Annotated in this window: 24 protein-coding genes; 21 read left to right on the top strand and 3 right to left on the bottom strand. The window is 30.8% G+C overall.

Features of this window, described 5'->3' with window-relative positions:
* Positions 1–12 precede the first annotated feature (12 nt).
* The 5 genes from tndX (at position 13) to FYJ71_RS01405 (ending at position 4,154) form a co-directional block, all read left to right on the top strand.
* Complete coding sequence (gene tndX, locus FYJ71_RS01385) at positions 13–1,614, top strand: site-specific resolvase TndX (RefSeq protein ID WP_002324544.1); 1,602 nt, start codon at positions 13–15, stop codon at positions 1,612–1,614.
* Positions 1,615–1,660: 46 nt separating this feature from the next.
* The gene (locus FYJ71_RS01390) at positions 1,661–1,840 is read left to right on the top strand and encodes a hypothetical protein (protein WP_207707208.1); all 180 of its coding nucleotides are present in this window, start codon (positions 1,661–1,663) and stop codon (positions 1,838–1,840) included.
* Positions 1,841–1,899: 59 nt separating this feature from the next.
* Positions 1,900–2,457, top strand: a complete 558-nt coding sequence (locus FYJ71_RS01395) for a GNAT family N-acetyltransferase (RefSeq protein WP_154537028.1) — start codon at positions 1,900–1,902, stop codon at positions 2,455–2,457.
* A 354-nt stretch (positions 2,458–2,811) separates the two neighbouring features.
* A complete protein-coding gene (locus tag FYJ71_RS01400; RefSeq protein WP_154537029.1) occupies positions 2,812–3,486 on the top strand; it encodes a nitroreductase family protein in 675 nt (224 codons plus the stop codon).
* A 134-nt stretch (positions 3,487–3,620) separates the two neighbouring features.
* Positions 3,621–4,154, top strand: coding sequence for a glutathione peroxidase (locus FYJ71_RS01405; protein WP_154537030.1), 534 nt, complete (start codon positions 3,621–3,623; stop codon positions 4,152–4,154).
* A 103-nt stretch (positions 4,155–4,257) separates the two neighbouring features.
* Here FYJ71_RS01405 and FYJ71_RS01410 read toward each other — a convergent pair whose 3' ends face one another.
* Positions 4,258–4,398: a protein phosphatase gene (locus tag FYJ71_RS01410; protein ID WP_154537031.1), complete on the bottom strand. Its 141-nt coding sequence runs from the start codon at positions 4,396–4,398 to the stop codon at positions 4,258–4,260.
* A 215-nt stretch (positions 4,399–4,613) separates the two neighbouring features.
* Here FYJ71_RS01410 and FYJ71_RS01415 point away from each other — a divergent pair, with 215 nt between their 5' ends.
* From FYJ71_RS01415 to FYJ71_RS01450, 9 genes are all read left to right on the top strand, one after another.
* A complete protein-coding gene (locus tag FYJ71_RS01415; protein ID WP_154537032.1) occupies positions 4,614–5,471 on the top strand; it encodes a MerR family transcriptional regulator in 858 nt (285 codons plus the stop codon).
* 81 nt (positions 5,472–5,552) lie between these two features.
* The gene (locus FYJ71_RS01420) at positions 5,553–5,708 is read left to right on the top strand and encodes a DUF5680 domain-containing protein (RefSeq protein ID WP_235899038.1); all 156 of its coding nucleotides are present in this window, start codon (positions 5,553–5,555) and stop codon (positions 5,706–5,708) included.
* Positions 5,709–5,728: 20 nt separating this feature from the next.
* Positions 5,729–5,869: a hypothetical protein gene (locus FYJ71_RS09960; RefSeq protein WP_456299525.1), complete on the top strand. Its 141-nt coding sequence runs from the start codon at positions 5,729–5,731 to the stop codon at positions 5,867–5,869.
* Positions 5,866–6,564, top strand: coding sequence for a response regulator transcription factor (locus FYJ71_RS01425; RefSeq protein WP_235899039.1), 699 nt, complete (start codon positions 5,866–5,868; stop codon positions 6,562–6,564). Before FYJ71_RS09960 ends, FYJ71_RS01425 begins: the two co-directional genes overlap by 4 nt.
* The gene (locus FYJ71_RS01430; RefSeq protein ID WP_154537034.1) at positions 6,557–7,642 is read left to right on the top strand and encodes a sensor histidine kinase; all 1,086 of its coding nucleotides are present in this window, start codon (positions 6,557–6,559) and stop codon (positions 7,640–7,642) included. Before FYJ71_RS01425 ends, FYJ71_RS01430 begins: the two co-directional genes overlap by 8 nt.
* A 291-nt stretch (positions 7,643–7,933) precedes the next feature.
* Positions 7,934–8,308 (top strand): lactococcin 972 family bacteriocin, encoded by a 375-nt coding sequence (locus FYJ71_RS01435; RefSeq protein WP_235899040.1) that lies wholly within the window; start codon positions 7,934–7,936, stop codon positions 8,306–8,308.
* A gap of 96 nt (positions 8,309–8,404) precedes the next feature.
* Positions 8,405–10,573, top strand: a complete 2,169-nt coding sequence (locus FYJ71_RS01440; protein WP_154537036.1) for a hypothetical protein — start codon at positions 8,405–8,407, stop codon at positions 10,571–10,573.
* Positions 10,574–11,248, top strand: a complete 675-nt coding sequence (locus tag FYJ71_RS01445; protein ID WP_154537037.1) for an ATP-binding cassette domain-containing protein — start codon at positions 10,574–10,576, stop codon at positions 11,246–11,248. It abuts the gene before it with no gap.
* Positions 11,245–11,841 (top strand): conjugal transfer protein, encoded by a 597-nt coding sequence (locus tag FYJ71_RS01450; protein WP_154537038.1) that lies wholly within the window; start codon positions 11,245–11,247, stop codon positions 11,839–11,841. The genes FYJ71_RS01445 and FYJ71_RS01450 overlap by 4 nt, the downstream gene beginning before the upstream one ends.
* A gap of 162 nt (positions 11,842–12,003) precedes the next feature.
* Here FYJ71_RS01450 and FYJ71_RS01455 read toward each other — a convergent pair whose 3' ends face one another.
* Together FYJ71_RS01455 and FYJ71_RS01460 are read right to left on the bottom strand one after the other, a co-directional pair.
* The gene (locus tag FYJ71_RS01455) at positions 12,004–12,156 is read right to left on the bottom strand and encodes a hypothetical protein (protein ID WP_154537039.1); all 153 of its coding nucleotides are present in this window, start codon (positions 12,154–12,156) and stop codon (positions 12,004–12,006) included.
* Between the two features lie 16 nt (positions 12,157–12,172).
* Entirely contained in the window at positions 12,173–12,460 is a 288-nt protein-coding gene (locus tag FYJ71_RS01460; protein WP_154537040.1) for a hypothetical protein, read from the bottom strand.
* A 503-nt stretch (positions 12,461–12,963) separates the two neighbouring features.
* Here FYJ71_RS01460 and FYJ71_RS01465 point away from each other — a divergent pair.
* The 7 genes from FYJ71_RS01465 to FYJ71_RS01495 all read left to right on the top strand — a co-directional run bounded on the left by FYJ71_RS01465 (position 12,964) and on the right by FYJ71_RS01495 (position 18,636).
* On the top strand, positions 12,964–13,461 hold the full coding sequence (locus FYJ71_RS01465) for a GNAT family N-acetyltransferase (protein WP_154537041.1): 498 nt from the start codon (positions 12,964–12,966) through the stop codon (positions 13,459–13,461).
* 74 nt (positions 13,462–13,535) lie between these two features.
* The gene (locus FYJ71_RS01470) at positions 13,536–13,889 is read left to right on the top strand and encodes an SdpI family protein (protein WP_154537042.1); all 354 of its coding nucleotides are present in this window, start codon (positions 13,536–13,538) and stop codon (positions 13,887–13,889) included.
* A 106-nt stretch (positions 13,890–13,995) separates the two neighbouring features.
* Positions 13,996–14,739, top strand: coding sequence for an ABC transporter ATP-binding protein (locus FYJ71_RS01475; protein WP_235899041.1), 744 nt, complete (start codon positions 13,996–13,998; stop codon positions 14,737–14,739).
* Positions 14,740–14,743: 4 nt separating this feature from the next.
* Positions 14,744–16,255, top strand: coding sequence for an ABC transporter permease/substrate-binding protein (locus FYJ71_RS01480; protein ID WP_328597734.1), 1,512 nt, complete (start codon positions 14,744–14,746; stop codon positions 16,253–16,255).
* A gap of 12 nt (positions 16,256–16,267) precedes the next feature.
* Entirely contained in the window at positions 16,268–17,029 is a 762-nt protein-coding gene (locus FYJ71_RS01485) for a nuclear transport factor 2 family protein (RefSeq protein WP_154537043.1), read from the top strand.
* An 80-nt stretch (positions 17,030–17,109) separates the two neighbouring features.
* The gene (locus tag FYJ71_RS01490) at positions 17,110–17,889 is read left to right on the top strand and encodes a PhzF family phenazine biosynthesis protein (RefSeq protein ID WP_154537044.1); all 780 of its coding nucleotides are present in this window, start codon (positions 17,110–17,112) and stop codon (positions 17,887–17,889) included.
* 243 nt (positions 17,890–18,132) lie between these two features.
* A complete protein-coding gene (locus FYJ71_RS01495; RefSeq protein WP_154537045.1) occupies positions 18,133–18,636 on the top strand; it encodes an SDR family NAD(P)-dependent oxidoreductase in 504 nt (167 codons plus the stop codon).
* Positions 18,637–18,776 lie beyond the last annotated feature (140 nt).

Below are 18,776 nucleotides of genomic sequence, written 5' to 3' on the forward strand. Positions count from 1 at the left end.
AAGGAGCTTACATTGTTAAAACAGCAAGCAAATAATAAAGAAAAAGTTGCATTATACTCTCGCCTTTCACGAGATGATGGGTTGGACAAAGAAAGTAATAGCATTGCTAATCAAAGAGAAATGTTGAAGCGATATGCGAAAGAAAACAAGTTTTATGTATATGATGAGTACATTGATGATGGATTCAGCGGAACAACTTTTAACAGACCTGCATTGAATCGAATGTTTGAAGATATTGAAGCAGGAAAAGTTAATGTAGTTCTGGTCAAGGATATGTCACGTCTAGGACGGAACAATGCACTATTCATGTACTATGTGGAAGAAGTTTTTCCAGATTTAGATGTTCGCTTTATCGCTATCAATGATATGGTTGATACTGCACAAGATGATAACGAAATTATGCCCTTCAAATCTGTCTTGAACGAATATTATGCTCGTGATATATCAAAGAAAATCCGTAGTTCAATACGAACAACAGCTTTGACTGGCGGTTTTACAGGTGCATTTGCTCCTTATGGTTATTTAGTTGACCCAGAGAACAAAAAGAAATTGATTGTTGACCCTGAAACAGCGCCGATTGTGAAGCGGATTTTTGAATTATCACAACAAGGTACAAGTACACATCAAATCGCAAGGATACTTTGTAAAGATGGAATTTTAGTTCCTAGAGCCTATCGAGCAAAGAAAAAAGGGATTTTGGAGCAAAGCAAAGGATTTACGTTTCCTACTGATTGGGTTGGAAAGAATGTTAAGATGATTTTGGAAAATCAAGTTTATCTAGGACACATGGTATCTCATAAATCACAAACCAAATCATTCAAGAACAAGAAAATCGTTCCTGTGCCAAAAGAAGATTGGATAGTGGTTGAGAATACTCATGAAGCTATTATCGATAAGGAAACTTTTGAGATAGTACAAAAATTTATTAGTGTAAAGAAACAGCCTAACAAAACAGGGAAACCCAATATCTTTGTGGGATTGGTTAAGTGTCCAGATTGTGGAAGAAATTTAGCGTATTCCAATCCAAACGGAAATGAACCAAGATTCCGTTGCAGAACATACGCAAGAAATACCGAACTTTGCACTACTCACGCAATTTCATACAAAGCTTTATATGAAATTGTTCAAAATGATATTAAAAATCATGTAAATAGTATGGAAGAACTAGGAGACCATTTTATCAAAGAAATGCGAGAGCTAAGTGAAACGAGCGGAAGTCAGAAGATTCATCAATTCAACCAAGAATTAGTTTCCTTAGAGAAACGGATTGATGAAATAGACAGTATTTTTACCAAACTTATAGAGCAAAATGCTTTAGGGAAAATAACTGATGAAAGATTCTCTAAAATGTCTATGAACTATGAAACTGAACAAGCAGAGGTAGTGCAAAGCTATAGAGAATTAAAGTCAAAAATAAAATCCGAAGAGGAGAAAGTACAGGGTACGGATAGATTCCTTGAAACTATTAGTAAATACAAAGATGTTACAGAGTTAAACCGTTCTATGCTGTGTGAGCTGATTGATTCAATTTACGTGTATCAAGCAGAGGGAATCGGTAAAGAACGTACTCAAAAAGTAGAAATCAATTATAGGTTTCTAGCAGTGTCTCATTGATACATTCTCTGATGGAAATGGAAGAACCGGAAGATTACTAGTTAATTTGGAACTAATAAAAGCGGGATATCCGCCTATAGATATAAAGTTTACTGATCGATTGAAATATTATGAAGCCTTTGATGAATATCATATGAAACATAATATATCAGCAATGGCAGATATGTTTGCAAGATATTTGAATCAGAGACTAGATTTATATCTGTCTATTTTGGATTGTATATGATGTGGTTGATAACTACAAGTTATTACTTGATATGGTGATACAGAAAGGAGTACAAAAACATGCAATTTACAACAAAAAGATTAATTCTACGTCCATGGTTAGAATCAGATGTAGAAAGTCTATTCGAATATGCCAAAGATCCATCTGTGGGTCCAATCGCAGGGTGGCCTGTACACACGAGTGTTGAAAACAGTCTAGAAATAATTCGTGGAGTATTGTCCGCAGAGGGAACATATGCAGTTTGCTTGAAAGAAGACAATCGAGCAATAGGTAGTATTGGCTTGATTCCGGCTTCTAAATCTAATACAGCTCAAATTGGTGAAAATGAAATGGAAATCGGGTTTTGGATAGGTGTTCCTTTTTGGGGGAAGGGATATATTCCTGAAGCAGTAAAAGCCTTGCAAGAATATGCATTTGATGATTTGGGGTGCAGTGCATTGTGGTGTTGTTATTTTGATGGAAATGACAAATCAAGACGATGTCAAGAAAAATGTGGTTTCAAGTATCACCATACAGAAGAAAATAAAATTTGTTCGTTGTTGAATGAGGTAAGAATTCAACATTGTATGTATCTTTCAAAGGAAAATTGGAAGATGATAGCATTGGAGAAGTACTAATAATGAATGTATCAATAATGAATGTATCAATAATTTTGGCATATAATGAAAAAAATATAAATTAGTAATAAGTTTCAGAACTGTAGAAAAACACTTTAACAATAAATGTTAAGGTGTTTTTTATACAAAAAATATCAAACTAATACAAAAAGTAAATTAGTATTAGTATCAAGAAAGTATTAATATCTAAATTGAGAAAGAATACAATAATAGAAAAAAACAATATTCGTATCGATTTTCTTTACCATTGAACATTTTTCAGATTTTTATTGTATAATAGTTTAAACGCTTAGACGAAAGGATCATAAAGAAATGCTTGAAAAAGAAATAAAAAACTAGAGGAGGAAATAGTTTATGGAAACAGTAAAAATGATGGAATTAATGAGACAGAGACATTCGGTAAGGAGATTTACTGATGAGCCGTTGAATGAAGAGGCTGTAAAGGTGCTACAACAGGAAATCGACAGTTGTAATAGAGAAAGTGGGATGAATATCCAGTTAATTACAAACGAACCAGAGGCTTTTCAGGCAAATAAACCTTCATATGGACAGTTTAAAGGGTGTAAAAATTATCTTGTTATCGTTGGTCCTAAGGGAAAGGATATTGAAGCAGGATATTATGGTGAGAGAATAGTATTGAAGGCTCAGGAGTTGGGTATTAATTCATGTTGGGTTGCACTAACATACAAAAAAGGTAAGGCACAAGGAACTGAAAAACATGGAGAAAAGAGGTACTTGGTTGTAGCTTTGGGATACGGCGAAAGCAATGGTGATGGTCATAAGCTAAAATCGATTACAGACGTGAGTGATTTTAAGGATGGAGATCCTGAATGGTATAAATCTGGAATTGAAGCAGCTCTTCTTGCGCCAACTGCAGTGAATCAACAAAAATTTAGGTTTGATAGAAATGGCGAAAAAGTAGCACTTAGAGTTTCTGGTTTGGGATTTTATACAAAGATTGATTTAGGAATTGTGAAATATCATTTTGAGATTGGATCAGGGAAGGGACAAGACGTTTGGAAAAAATAAAAAAATTTGTTCTATATTGCAAATAAATATGTTTGAAGTCATACTAATAATGGTAAATATTTATATATAGTTAAAAAAGTTATATGTGCCAAAAGTTGATACATATTTCAAAATAGATTTAGGAGGAAAAAATAATGAGCGTATACGATTTTAAAGCAATAAGTTTGGAAGATGGTGAAATTTCTTTATCAAATTACAAGGGAAAGGTATTACTAATAGTAAATATCGCAACTGGTTGTGGATTGACACCTCAACTTGAAGGTTTGGAAAAACTTTATAAGAAATACAATAGTGAAGGACTTGAAATTGTTGGTTTCCCATGTGGACAATTCCTTGATCAGAATCCAGAAGACGGAAACGGTACAGCAAAATTCTGTATGGTAAATTATGGTGTTACATTTGAAAACTTTGAAAAGGTAGAAGTGAATGGACCAAATGCAGATCCACTTTTCAAATATTTAAAAGAACAGAAGCCTGTTGATAAGACAAATGATGCTTCAGCTGGTCTTCTAGAAAAACTTGCTTCAATCGGTCAAGTATTTGAAGGAAGTGAAATTAAATGGAACTTTACAAAATTCTTGGTTGATAGAGATGGCAACGTTGTTGAAAGATTTTCTCCAACATACACTGCTGAAGAATTAGATGCAGATATAAAAGCGCTACTTTAATCGAAAGTTTCTATTTTCAATCTAAAATTAGATAATAAATTTATTACAATAGGGTACTAATTTATGTGTGTGCACATTTTTTAGTACCCTATTATTTGCCCTGCTATTTGTTTAGTAGGGATTTTACATTTTCTTTAGCCTCTTCTAAATCTTTGCTTTGATTTAAAATTTCTAAAATTTTTCTAGTTTGATTTTCTTCTACTACTTCTTTTAGCAGTTCGCTTATATTCATTTCTTCATTCATTTTGTTCCTCTTTTTCTATTGATTACTAATAAGAATTATCTTACTGTAATCATATTATTGCATATACGTCTTAAAGCGTCGATAGTTTTTTGAAATTTTTTAAGATTTTCTAGGGGAATAAATGAAAAAAAGCACATCAATATGAAATATTTTATCATCTATCTTGACATGTACATTGGGGACAATGGTATACTCTGGTAAAGGTGGTGATATCAATGTTGAGAAATGAAATACAGAGTAAAACGGGTTTAACCAGAAAAGCAATCGAGTATTATGAGAAAAAAGGTCTGATTAATCCGAGAAAACTTGAAAATGGCTACAGAGATTACAGTGAAGAGGATTTCGAAATTTTGTCAAAAGTAAATTTGTTCAGAAAAATTGGCTTTAATATTTCAGAAATTAAATCGATTATTCGTTCTGATGGATTTGTATTGCCATCAATTTTGAGAAATAGAGAACATAAGTCGGAAATCGATAAAAGAAAAAATGAAGTTATTAAACTGATTATTGAAGGAGCAAGTGAGAAAATAATTAATGAAAAAGTTGCGTTGATTGAGAGGGAAGAATCAATATATGATAGGTTATTGAGAGCTTTTCCAGGTTATTTTGGACAGATGATATTTTATGCATATCAACCATTTTTAAACGAACCACTTGATAAAGATGGTGAATATGCTTATGCAAAATATATTGAATATTTAGATAACTTGCCTTCGTTTGAATTGTCAGTAGAGGAGCAGGATTTTATTGAAAAGATTAGCTCTGATTTTGATATTGAGAATATGAAAACAGTAAATAATTCTAAAATAGAGGCTATTGACGATTTTAAGAAATGGCTGAACGAAAACACTGAAATTGTTGAACAGTATAATTTATATAAAAAAAGTGATACCTACCAAAATAGTCCCCTTAAAGATATACAGGATAAATTAAAGGATTATATGATAGAAAACAAGTATTATGAATTTGCAATACCTTTGATTAGAGAGTTTAGCAAAAGCTATAATGACTATTACGAAAAGCTGTTAGTTGCAAATGAGGAATACTTGAAATTTAATAAAAAAACAGAATAAGACTAGGACTTCGTATTTTTATGATATATAATAAAAGTAGCTATTGAAAAATATAAGGAAAACCATAGGACATATGATTCATTGCCTTTTAGAGGACCGGAAATATATGTCAAAGGAGATTATCACTATCATTGTAAAGTTGATGGGGGCTTTGAGCGGTTTTGCGGGTATGAAGATATTTTTTACGAGAACGAAAGAGTCTATGAATGGTATTTTCATGGTGAAACTGTTAAATAGGAATATTAACAGAAATAAATTTGAAAGTAAAAAAAGGTGTATTTTTAGCAATAATAGGAAAAGATAAGCCAATTACATTTAAAAATTTGGGGAAAATATGTAATGACTTAGAATGTACTCCAAATGATGTATTTAGTTTTAAGGAGAGTGGAAATGAATGACTGAAATGAGAATAATGCTTGTAGAAGACGATACTAATTTGGCTGAGCTTATAAAGATGTATTTAATATCAGAAAATTGGGAAATCAGCATTTTTCACACTGGAAAAGAGGCATTAGAGGAACTTGAAAAAAATAAATATGATTTACTTTTATTGGATATTTTACTTCCTGATATAAATGGATTTGAAATATGCAAAAAGATAAGAGAAACATCCACAATGCCAATTATTATGCTTACTGCCTTAGAAGATTCTATTCATAAAGTACAGGGATTGAATATAGGTGCAGATGACTATATTGTAAAACCGTTTGAACCATCTGAATTGATTGCGAGAATTAATTCTCATTTTAGAAGAAATTATGTATTTACACAAAATATTGTGAATAAAACTGATTGTGATAGAAAAATTAATAACTTAAGGATTAGTGTTAAAACACATAAGGTTTATTATGATAACATAGAGATCGAACTGACACCAAAAGAATTTGATATTTTATGGTTACTTATGGAAGAGCCAGGTAAAGTGTACAATATGGATGACATACACTATAAAATATGGGGTGATAAGGTATTAGAAAATGAAGTTAATCCTGTTATGGTTCATGTAAGAAGAATTAGAAGTAAGTTTGAAAAGATTGGATTAAAATCAGTTATATTAACCGTTTGGGGAGTGGGGTATAAAATCAATGGGTAAGAGAAAAAGTTTTTTTGTGGAAGGTGTTATTTACCAAATACTATGGATATTTGTAAGTACAATCTTGCTTTTTATTATTTACAGAACAATAGATTCTTTTTTTGTTAACAGTGTAAATCCAGAATTGCCATTAGACAAATTTTCTTCCTTTTATTTTGAAATAGGTAAATATATAATGATTTTGCTAGGCGTTGTTATTATATTTATAGGAATATTTATAATACAAAAAAAAAGGTTCTATGTATATAATCAATATTTTGAGGCTGGTCTGAATTATCTTAAAAATGAAAGTAAGGATTTAATACCATTTCATGAATCATTATCAAAGGAACGAGCTTCATTTATAGAGCTTCATAATTACCATAAGGAACTTGAAAAGGAGCACGAGCTGGTATACAAGGAAAAAACAGATTTGCTAACATATTTAGCTCATGATATAAAAACTCCTCTTGCGAATATGATAGGCTATATAACACTATTAAAAGATGAAAAAAATCTTTCCGAAGAACAAAAAAATAAATTTGTTGATGTTATATATGAGAATACAAAATATCTAAATCGTTTAAGCGAAGATTTTTTTTCATATTTAAAATTTAATCTAAATGAAATTCCACTAAATTTAATGGATGTAGATGTAAATATTTTTTTCAGACAGTGGGAAGAAGAGAGAAGCTTATCTATAAGTGATCATATTTTAATTTTAGAGTTTTTAGAATTAGAAAATAGTATAATCAAAACAGAGCCACAACTTTTACTAAGGATAATGGAGAACCTTATTACAAATGCGGTCAATTATTCTGTGAAAGGAACGAATATCCATATAAATATTGAGACGATAAATGGTATGTTAAAAATAAGCGTTATAAACGATGTTTCTCAAAATTTAAATGTGAATTGGAAAATGGCTACTTCAAAATTCTATAGGGGAGATTTATCAAGACGAATAAGTAACAATGGATCGGGACTTGGACTCACAATTGTAAATGATATTGTAAAACACTTGGGTGGAACTTTTGAAATTGGAGAAGAGAATAAAAGAGTTTGTGCCAAAGTAATCATTCCATACAGACCTAATTAAATCGTAAAGAAAACGCAAGAATTATTCAAAGATACCGTTAAGTATAAAACAAAGAGCTATTCTATAATATAAGTAAGGATAGCTCTTTTATATTTGAAGAAAATTACTAATTTGGATAATCATTTGTGATTATATAATATATAAAATGGAGGTGGAGTTTTATGCATTACAATAATCCTCATAGGTATCGGAACGGAGATTGAGCGAAGTTTTGGATAATTTTATTCGAAAGAAATATTTCGCAAAAAAGTTTAAATATTTGAGAGAGGAGAATTTATCATGAAAAAAGCGTTGTCATTAGTATTATTAACAGGTTTGATGTTAGCATCATCTGTACCGGTATTTGCAGCAGCAGAAGAAACAAACTTGCCATATGTTGAAGGACTTGGTTATGAGATGGAAGTTTTTGAAGAAGATTATACTCAGCCAACATTGTTCAGTTATGATAGTGGATGGAAAAATTTTTTAGGTGGAAAATGGAGACATGGTGTAGGTAGTCGCTATGTTTGGTCTAAATATGATCACAGTAAAAAAACACATAAAACTACAGTACAAGGGGCTGGTGGTAAGTTCTCTTATTCGGGTTGGATAAGTGCGGGAAGTAGAGCAGAGGCTTCTTGGGAAAAAGCATTAAGCGGTAATAGGGCTTGGGCTGATGTTAAATAGCAGTAAATAAAAAATAGTTAAACGAGTTTGAGCAGTGCCACACTGTTGTTTTAGCATTGTGGCATTTCTCATACATAAAGTTGGAGATGGTGCGAAATGAAAAAAACACTGGGTATATTAACAATTTTACTAATTATAACGATTGGCATAGGAAATTTTTTCTATTCAGATAGTATGTTTTTAAATATATTTATAAAAGATTTTAATACGACTGTAAACATTGTAACAAAACCAGAAAAATCCAATAAAACAATAAATGAATTGCAGAAAATAGCCAATAGAAATGATATAAGCTTCATAAAGGAAGAATATATTCCTAAAAATAGTAGATTTGATAGACAAAGAATAAAGATTTACATTCATCTAAATGATTCTGAGTGGTTCAAAAAATCTTTTAGAAATATCTCTATTGCTGATTGTAAAAATAAATTAAATGATTTTGAGAATGTAAAATCAATGAGTTTATTGACATCAAAAGACATAAGCATAATTCCTTTTCAAAATATCAGCATGGAAAAGGTGAATGGGGATTATCATATAAGAGGGACAGAAGTAAATATTAATAAGTTTATTGAGGAAATAAATGAAAACAAAAAATTGAAAACAGAAGCTGTAGTTAATTCAGATTTTATTGTTTCCAGTGAATTCACACAGAAGCAGGCTTTTCTATATACGCTAACGATTTTTATTATATTTGTAACTATTGTCTTTTGTTTAATTATTTATAATGGGATGATTTCAAAGGAATTATCAATATCAATTTTACTAGGATATAACAAATTAACTTTGGCTATTGATAAAATATTAAATCTTCTTGTTGTACCAATAATAATAGGATTCTTGTTAACAATTGGAATTATAGGATATTTAGTAGATCCCATTGATATTTTGGGATTTATTATATCAATGAAAACAATACTTATTTTATTAGCTCTTATAACAGCAGTTCTAATATCAATAGAGTTTATATTGATTTATCTAAAATTAAAAGGAATTAATATAATTGCTTTATTGAAGGGTTATAGAAGAATTTATCATAGAAGTTCATTTTTTATAAAAACAGGTTCAATTGTTATGGTTTTTTATCTCTCAATTGTAAGCCTCTTGGGACTTGCTGACTACTTTAGTATGAAACAATATATACCTATTTGGGAGAGTTCGAAATACTATGCAAACATGGCTTGTGCATGGTCTTGGAGTTATGAAAAAGATGATGAAAAGTTCAATAAAATTGTCATACCAAGTCTGATTGATTTATGGGATAGTCTGGATGATAGGGGAGCAATATTATTTAATGCACCAAATGTTAGGAAAGAAGGAATGAATACTGATGTGGAGTATCTAAGGCAACAAGCATTTCAAGGTAATTATGCCTATGTAAATAAAAATTATTTACATATTTCAAATATTTTAGATAAAGATATGAATAAAATAGAACAATATAAAATACATGAAAACGAGTGGATTATTTTTGTTCCAGAAAATGTTGAAATTACCGAATTTGATAGAGATAAGATTCACGAAGATCATATTTTTCAGAACATAAAAAAACAAGATACAATCATAGAAACATATGTAAGGTTGAAAGATAATCAAAGTGTGTTTTCTTTTGACAGTAGCAAAAGGATTGATGAAGCGAATTTGAAAAACTATGTTTTGATAGCAGTAAATGGTAAAGAGTTACTCCCAGATCACGGAATTAAACTATCATCTTTAGTAAATGGGCAGTTACATCCATATGTTAGAGACCCTAGTAGGGCATATGAAAATTTGAAGGATATAATTGAACAAACAGAATCCGAGTCGTTCATACTCTATATAAGTTCAGTTTACGATGATGTAGTTGCAAGAATAGATGAATATAAGATGGAGGTAAGCATATATGTTCTTGGTCTTGTTTTATCTATTATTATTCTGGCAACTTTATTAAAAATAGATAAAGAAACATATTTTTATAATCATGGACAAAGAATAGATGTTTCTAGGTTGTTGGGATATGGATTTTTCGATATACATCATAAGAAAATTATTGAAAATATAATTGGTCATATCATAAGTATTATCATTTTGTTTATTGTTATTCTGGTAACAGGAGTAATAAATGATGTTGGACTATTTATACCAAGAGATGGTTGGAGTATGTCTAAACTTTTGATTAGTTTAATATTATGTATTTGTGGAAGTTTTATATGTTTTGGTATAGAAATTTTACAATTAAAGAAAAGTGAAAGAAGTATTGTACTTAGACTAAAGGAGGGTTGTTAAATGCAAAAAGAAAAGGAATTGCAAATAACCTTAAGAAATATTTCTAAAAAGTATGGAAATAACAGTATTTTAGAAAATATTAGTTTAGATATTTATAAAGGCGATTTTGTTTGTATCTTTGGAAAAAGTGGAGGTGGAAAAACGACACTTTTAAATATAATTGGAACACTAGAAAATTATGATAGTGGTAGTGTAACTTGTTTTTCAAATCAAGATCCAGTAAAAAATCCGAAAGTGGGAGAACTATTACGCAGAGAAAAAATTGCTTATTTATTTCAAAATTTTGCGCTAGTGGAAAAAATGACAGTTGAAGAAAATATGTTACTTGCTGCAAAATACAATAAAGAAAAAAATAAGAAAAAGTTTATAGAAGTTGCATTGAGCAAAATGGGTATTTCGGATAAATTAAAATCAAGGGTTTATGAACTTTCAGGAGGAGAACAGCAAAGGGTAGCTCTTGCAAGAAACATGATAAAACCGTTTGAAATTATGTTGGCAGATGAACCGACAGGCTCTCTTGATTATGAAAATAAAAAAATTGTAATCGATACACTTATTAAATTAAATGATGAAGGTAAGACGATAATAGTTGTAAGTCATGATAAGGACTTTGAAAAAATAGCCAATAAGAATTATATTATTGAAAAGTCAGCTATAAGGGAGGTGTTAAGATGACAAGGAAGATTGCTTTATTAGTAGCGGTTCTAGTATTGTGCATTGTTGGTGTATTCTTTTATATGAACAGAAATAGTGATGATATTGATGTTGCATTTACAGTAAAAAATGAAACAAAAGAAGATTTGGATACAGTAGGTATTGCTGTGGGAAATAAATGTATTTTGAATAGAACTAATGGAGAACAATTTTATTTTCCAAAAGATTTAGTCACAGGAGAAGAAGATAAAGCTATTGTTTTTACAGTATTTAAAAATGGGGCAATAGCAAAGTCAGGGAAAATAGAGTTAAAAGACAATAAAGCAGTAAGCATAAGGGCAATAAAAGAAGGAGAAATATCCTTAGATATAGCTGCTGAAAAGACAGATACAAAGATTAGTATCCCTAGATTGGATTCTTGGGAAACTAAGACAGATGAAAGCTTTATTGAAGGATCGTATGAGGCAAAAACAGATTTGAAATATACGTTATATTTATTGGGAAAAGGCGGAAGTTTGGGTATTTCTGATACGGAAACGAAAGGAGTACATGTTGTTGTAAGTTGGGAAAAACCAAAAGATAAAATAGATAGTTGGCTTGTAATTAACGATTAAAAAATACAATATTTGTAGTAAAAATCGTAAAAATAATAATTTCTTGTTAAGGGGCTGACTCATAAGAGCCCTAAATAAAATACACGCCCACATTCTCCATGTATGGAAATGAATGTGTAGCGTGTATTTTTATTTGTGCTCTCTTTATGAGTTTTGTATAGGTTAACTTGGCTCTATCGAGCCATATTTATCTTTTCTCGTTGAATAATTTTTAAATTTTATATTTTTTCCGTTAGGACATATAAATCTATCATATTGCTCGTCATATTCCCAATGTTGCCAATATTTGATATCTTTTTTATATCTATTTGTCATTTCAAATCTCATTGTATTAAAAGGGATAAGATCTATGTATGAACATAAAAGTGGCATCCGTATCTGTTTTAGAAAAGCTATTTCTACCTGAAAGTATAGTTTTATATCTCTCATATTTCTTCATTATTGGAGAAAAATCTTCAGTAAATTTCTTGCGCAATTTTCTTATTGGATTTATTTTATGTTTCTTACTTACATTCTCTTCCGTAAGTTTTTCTTCGATTTTGTTTAATTTATTTCCGATAGTGTCGATTTGTTCAGATGTAATAACAGCCTTTTTATATCTAGAATCTTTTTCTTCCAATGATTTAAGAATATTAGAAGAAATTTCAGCTAAGTCGCTATATTCTTCTAACAATTCACCTTCGTTATTTTCTTCATATGCATATTTTCAACGACTTCATTAACTATTCTTGAAATATGGTTTTCTGGTATCCAATCTAATCAATCAGACGGTAATTGTAATTGATTCATGCTATAATCTATGTAGATAACCTTTGAGTTATTCATAAAAAATCATCTCCTTTTTCTTGTTTTTACCTATTAACATTATATCATGGAGATGTTTTTTTATGCAAAAAATTACCATAGGTAAATCCTACGGCAATTTATGGGACTTTTGGGTCAGCCTCTTTTTTCTATAAGCACAAAAGAATGAAAATGAAATCAGGCTATAAAATAGTATGGAAAGAGATATTTGGAAAAGTTTTGTAGTTGCTTCATAGCAATTAATGTGATAATATATTGGAAACTGATAGGCGCTTTTAATAATAGGGAAATGTCAGGCTTATTAAGGAGATAGATACTATGGAAATAAGATATATTAATTCATTAGACGACAGGATGGCAATCAGTGGAATTTATGAAGAGTGCTGGAAATATGCATATAAGGATATAATGCCAGAAGAATATCTCAATTTAATAGAAGAAGGTAAATGGTCATCAGTTTTAGATTTACCTGGTTGGCAAACTCTCGTATGTGTAGAGGATGGAAAATATGTTGGGACAAGTAGCTTTTGTGAATCAAGATTTTCAGATTATAAAAACTATGGAGAGATAATTTCAATTTATTTGCTACCACAATACATAGGAAAAGGGTACGGTAAAAAATTGTTTTCTAGAGTAATGGATGAATTATATAAGCAAGGTTATGATAAAATATTTTTGTGGGTATTGGAGGACAATATCATTGCCAAAAAGTTTTATAAAAAATATGGCTTTTTAGAAACTGACAATTTTATTGAAGAAAATTTTGGTGGAAAACAGCTTCGTGCTGTTATGTTTGTCCATTACAGATATAAATAGTGTATTCAGATATACTATCCGCCATTTGAGGTATATGTGAAAGCGTAGATTGAAAAAACAAGGGAGGTAATTACATGGGATTTTGGATTTTTATGTTTATTATGACTTTATTAATACCACTGGCACTGTTATTGATATGGTATATATGTCCTAAGATTTCGAAAATCAATGGCACTATTGGATATAGGACACCACGCTCAATGAAGAATCAAGATTCTTGGGATTTTGCACAAAAAGAATGTGCGAAAAACTCTCTAATTTTGTTTTTTCCAACGTTGTTTTTGTCAGTCGTTGTTATGCCGTTTTTTATACATGAACGAAAAGATATTATAGGCTGGATTGGGTTTTTTGTAACTGTGGTACAGTTGATATCTTTTGGTGCCATAATTTTTATGACAGAGAGAGCCTTGAAAAGGAATAATTTATAAAAAATAATAGAAACATCGTTGTAACAAAACATATTACATAGTATAATGGATACAATATAAATATCATAAAAATAATTGAAAAGAAATTGTAAATGTAGAATGGAATATGAGGTTACTAACTATGATAAAGTATGATAATGTATCACTAACTTGTCCAGTTAATGGGAAAATTCTTGATGGGCTTAACTTCGAGATTGATGAAGGCGAGTTTTTTGTATTGATTGGACCAAGTGGTAGCGGTAAGACGACAACGTTAAAATTAATTAATAGACTTATTGAACAAACAGATGGCGATATTTTCTTTCAAGATGAAAAGTTGAACAATTTTGATATTAGAGAATTGCGGTTGGAAACAGGGTATGTTTTACAACAAATAGCACTTTTCCCAAATCTAACGGTTGAAGAAAATATTGCTCTCATTCCAGAAATGAAAAAAATGGACAAGACATTTATTGAACAAAAGACTAGGGCATTACTAGAAAAGGTTGGATTAGAGCCAGAACAGTATTTGAAGAGACTTCCAAAGGATTTGTCAGGAGGAGAAAAACAAAGAATTGGTATTTTGAGAGCAATAATTTCTAATCCAAAGGTCTTATTAATGGACGAACCATTTTCTGCATTGGATCCTATTAGTAGAACTCAGCTACAGGACCTGATAAAACAACTTCATAAGGAGTATAATATGACGACTGTATTTGTGACTCATGATATGAATGAAGCATTAAAGTTAGCAGATAGGATATGCATTATGAAAAATGGCAAAATAGTTCAGTTGGATACACCTCAAGAAATTAAGAATAATCCTGCAAATGATTTTGTTAAAGAATTTTTTAGTATGAAGGAGGTGTAGGCTCGTGGATGTGTTTAGTACATTTATTGAAAGAAAATCTGATTGGAGTCTGGCACTCCTTGAGCATTTACAAATATCATTACTATCTTTGATTATAGCGATAATTATAGCAATACCTTTTGGAATTGCAATTTCTAACTATAAAAAGACAAAAGAGTGGATGCTACAGATTACAGGAATATTTCAAACGATACCGTCATTAGCATTGTTAGGTTTGTTTATTCCATTTATGGGAATTGGTACTCTTCCGGCTGTAGTTGCTCTTGTTATTTACGCAATATTTCCTATTTTACAAGGAACAATTACAGGGCTTTCTGAGATTGACTCTTCTCTAGAGGAAGCAGCCACCGCTTTTGGAATGACAAGATGGGAGAAGCTTAAAAAATACCAGTTACCTTTATCAATGCCTATTTTGATGTCTGGTGTACGAACGGCTAGTATTATGATTATAGGTACGGCAACTCTAGCTGCATTAGTTGGAGCTGGAGGTCTTGGGTCATTTATTCTATTGGGAATTGATAGAAATAATTCATCACTAATTTTGATTGGAGCTACTTCATCAGCAATTCTTGCGGTTGTATTTAGTTGGCTTATAAAACTTTTGCAAGATAAAAGACCGAAAACAATAGTGATTACATTATTGGTTGCTATTTTTTCTTTGGGAGCAAGTTTTATTCCGCTACAAAATAGCTCAAGTAAGAAAATTGTTATTGCAGGAAAACTTGGTGCCGAACCAGAAATTATCATTAATATGTACAAAATACTGATTGAAGATGAAATGGATATAAAGGTGGAAATTAAACCTAATTTTGGAAAAACAAGTTTCCTTTATGAGGCTTTGAAATCTGGAAGCATTGATATTTATCCAGAGTACACTGGTACGATAACTACTACATTATTGAATGATAAGATAGAAAATATTTCTAATGATCCGGAAACTGTATATAAAATTGCAAAACAAAAAATTTTAGAGCAAGATGACATGGTCTATTTAAGTCCAAGTAAATTTCAAAACACTTATGCAATTGCAGTGACGGAAAGCTATGCTAAAAGTAATGGACTAACCAAGATTTCAGAACTGAAAAAAGTGGAACACTCTGCAGTAGCAGGATTTTCTCTTGAATTCAACGATCGAGAAGATGGCAACTTGGGATTGAAGTCACTTTACAATGTCAATTTAAATGTAAAAACTATGGAGCCTTCACTAAAATATCAAGCATTGGTCAATAATGATGTGAATGTTATTGAAGTTTATTCCACTGATAGTAAGATAATAACTCATAATCTAAAATTATTGGAAGATGATAAGCAATTGTTTCCACCTTATCAGGCGGCACCTTTGATGAAGAAGGATACTCTTAGAAAATATCCGAAGCTAGAGTCGATTCTTGGAAAATTATCAAATAAAATAACTTCAAAGGAAATGAGTGAAATGAATTATAAGGTTGATGTTGAAGGAAAATCGGCAGCTGAAGTGGCAAAAGAGTATTTGAAGAAAGCAAAATTAATTGATTGAAAGAGGTAGTATATGTCAAAACAATTGGATAATGCAAGAAATCTGTATATAAGAGGTATTGAAGTTGGAGAAATAAAAGAGGTTCATGAAAACTATATGGGGGATACGTATACTCAACATAGTACAGGTGTACCAGATGAAAAAAAAGGTTTTGAAATATTTTTTAAAGATTTTCATAAAAGATACCTAAAAAGAAAAATGAATATAGTGAGGTCTATTGAGGATGAAAATTTTGTTTTTCTCCATGTACATCAGTTTTTAAATGATGGAGAGGCACAGTGGATAACTGCGGATATTTTTAAATCGGACGATGAGGGAAGAATCATTGAACATTGGGATGTGATTGATGAGTATCCAGTTAATATTAAAGCCAATGATCCGATATATGGGGATTTCAGCATCACAGATTTAGAAAAAACACAGGATAACAAAAAAACGATTAGAAGGTTTCTAGTAGATATAATGCAGAATAAAGACTTTGATATGTTTGAACAATATGTGGATGATAGCTTGATACAGCATAATCAAAACATTGCTCAAGGTGGCAAATCTTATAAAGATTATTTATTGGAAAATGATGTAACGTATGACTTTGTTTTTAAGGTTATGGGACAAGGTGATTATGTGGTGTCGTATTCGAAGGTATATATAGGCAAACAAGACTATGCACAATTTGATATTTATAGATTAAGGAATGGCAAGATTGTAGAGCATTGGGATAACAAGGAAGTAATGCCTAATAAATATGATTTAACCAATTTAGGTAAATTTTAAAGTATTTTAGCGAATAAGAAAATTGAAGGAATGAAATATAGTAAAATATTATGATTTAAGTTTGATATGAGGTGATAATTATGAAACAATATATTGTTGACGCATTTACAGATGAGGTATTTCATGGAAACCAAGCTGCCATATGCATTATGGATAAATGGATTTCTGAAGAATTGATGATGGATATAACAAAAGAAAATAACTATTCGGAAACTGCATTTGCAGTTAAAGATGGAGAAAAATATCATTTAAGATGGTTTACTCCTGGTGGAGAAATTGATCTCTGTGGACATGCAACTCTTGCTTGTGCATATGTTTTGTTTAATTTTTACTTAGAAAATGAAAATAGAGTGGTATTTTCAACTCTGAGTGGAGATTTGATAGTGACTAGACACGATGATTTGTATGAATTGGAGTTTCCAGCATATGATTTGAAAGAAATAGACGTAACCGATGAAATGGTAGACGCTTTTGGTGCAAAACCGTTATCAGCTTATTTGGGAAGAGATTTATTATGTGTATTTGACGAAGAGGACTTAGTAAGAAATATGGTTCCCGATATGGAAAAAATACAAAAGCTAGATGGACTTTTACAACACGCTACTGCAAAAGGTAATTCTATTGATACTGTTTCAAGAAGCTTCGCACCCAAATTAGGGGTGTCGGAAGATCCTGTATGTGGATCTGGTCATTGCCACATTGTTCCTTATTGGGCAAATGTTCTTAATAAAAATGAGATTGTTGCTTATCAAGCATCAAGCAGAGGTGGAACACTGTATTGTAGGTTGGAAGGAAATAAAGTATTTATGGCAGGTAAGGGTGCATTGTTTGCGATATGTGAATTGAATATAAATAAGTAGTAATAGAGGGTCTAATATTCTAAAGAAGAATATATAGGCCCTTTTTTATGTCATAAACTGATATGTTTTTGGCGTGATATGTTGTTCTTTTTTTGGAATTAAAGATATATAATAAGTATATAAGATAACAGCACAGGAGTGCCAAAGGTTTGATATACAACAACAGTTGGAAAGAAAAGTACACGAAAAGAATACGAAAAGTACACAAAAGTGCATTAAAAATAATTCTTAATTATATGTAAAATGGAGGAAAATAAAATTAAAGAAAGAAAAACAGCGCTTATAACAGGTTCTTATGGAGGTCTTGGAACTTGCTTTGTGAATATTCATGCTTCAAAGGGTGGAGATTTAATTCTTGTAGGAAGAAGCCAGAGCAAGCTTGATGGACAGAAAAAAGAGGTTGAGAAAAAATTTAAGGTAAATGTCGAAACAATTGCGGCAGATTTATCAAATAGTGAAGAGGTAGTCAGAATATATGAAGTATGCAAGGAAAATGGATGGGAAGTTGATTATCTAATCAATAATGCTGGAGGTTTATCGGATACAAAACTTTTTGCAAATGCAGTATCACCAGATCAGGTGGCAAAGGATGGTTATGATGGAATGTTAGATGGTGCATTGAATATAACATCTGGATTACCAGGATGGCAAAAACCAATGATGACATTTGCACCGATGTTCTCTAAAAAGACTATGTTAGATTTTGTTTACAATCAACAAATAGCTGGAAGTAATAAAAAGAAATAATGAAAAAGTAATGTATAATTACATAGATATTTATTTTTTTATATTTGAAAATTTCTGATTACGTAAAAATATTTTTTCTGATAAAATAGTAGTGGTGGTAAAATTTTATATACATTCAATGAGTAGCAATATGCGTAAGT

The sequence above is a fragment of the Peptostreptococcus porci genome (assembly GCF_009695815.1).
In the GTDB taxonomy this organism is placed as follows: Bacteria; Bacillota; Clostridia; order Peptostreptococcales; family Peptostreptococcaceae; genus Peptostreptococcus; species Peptostreptococcus porci.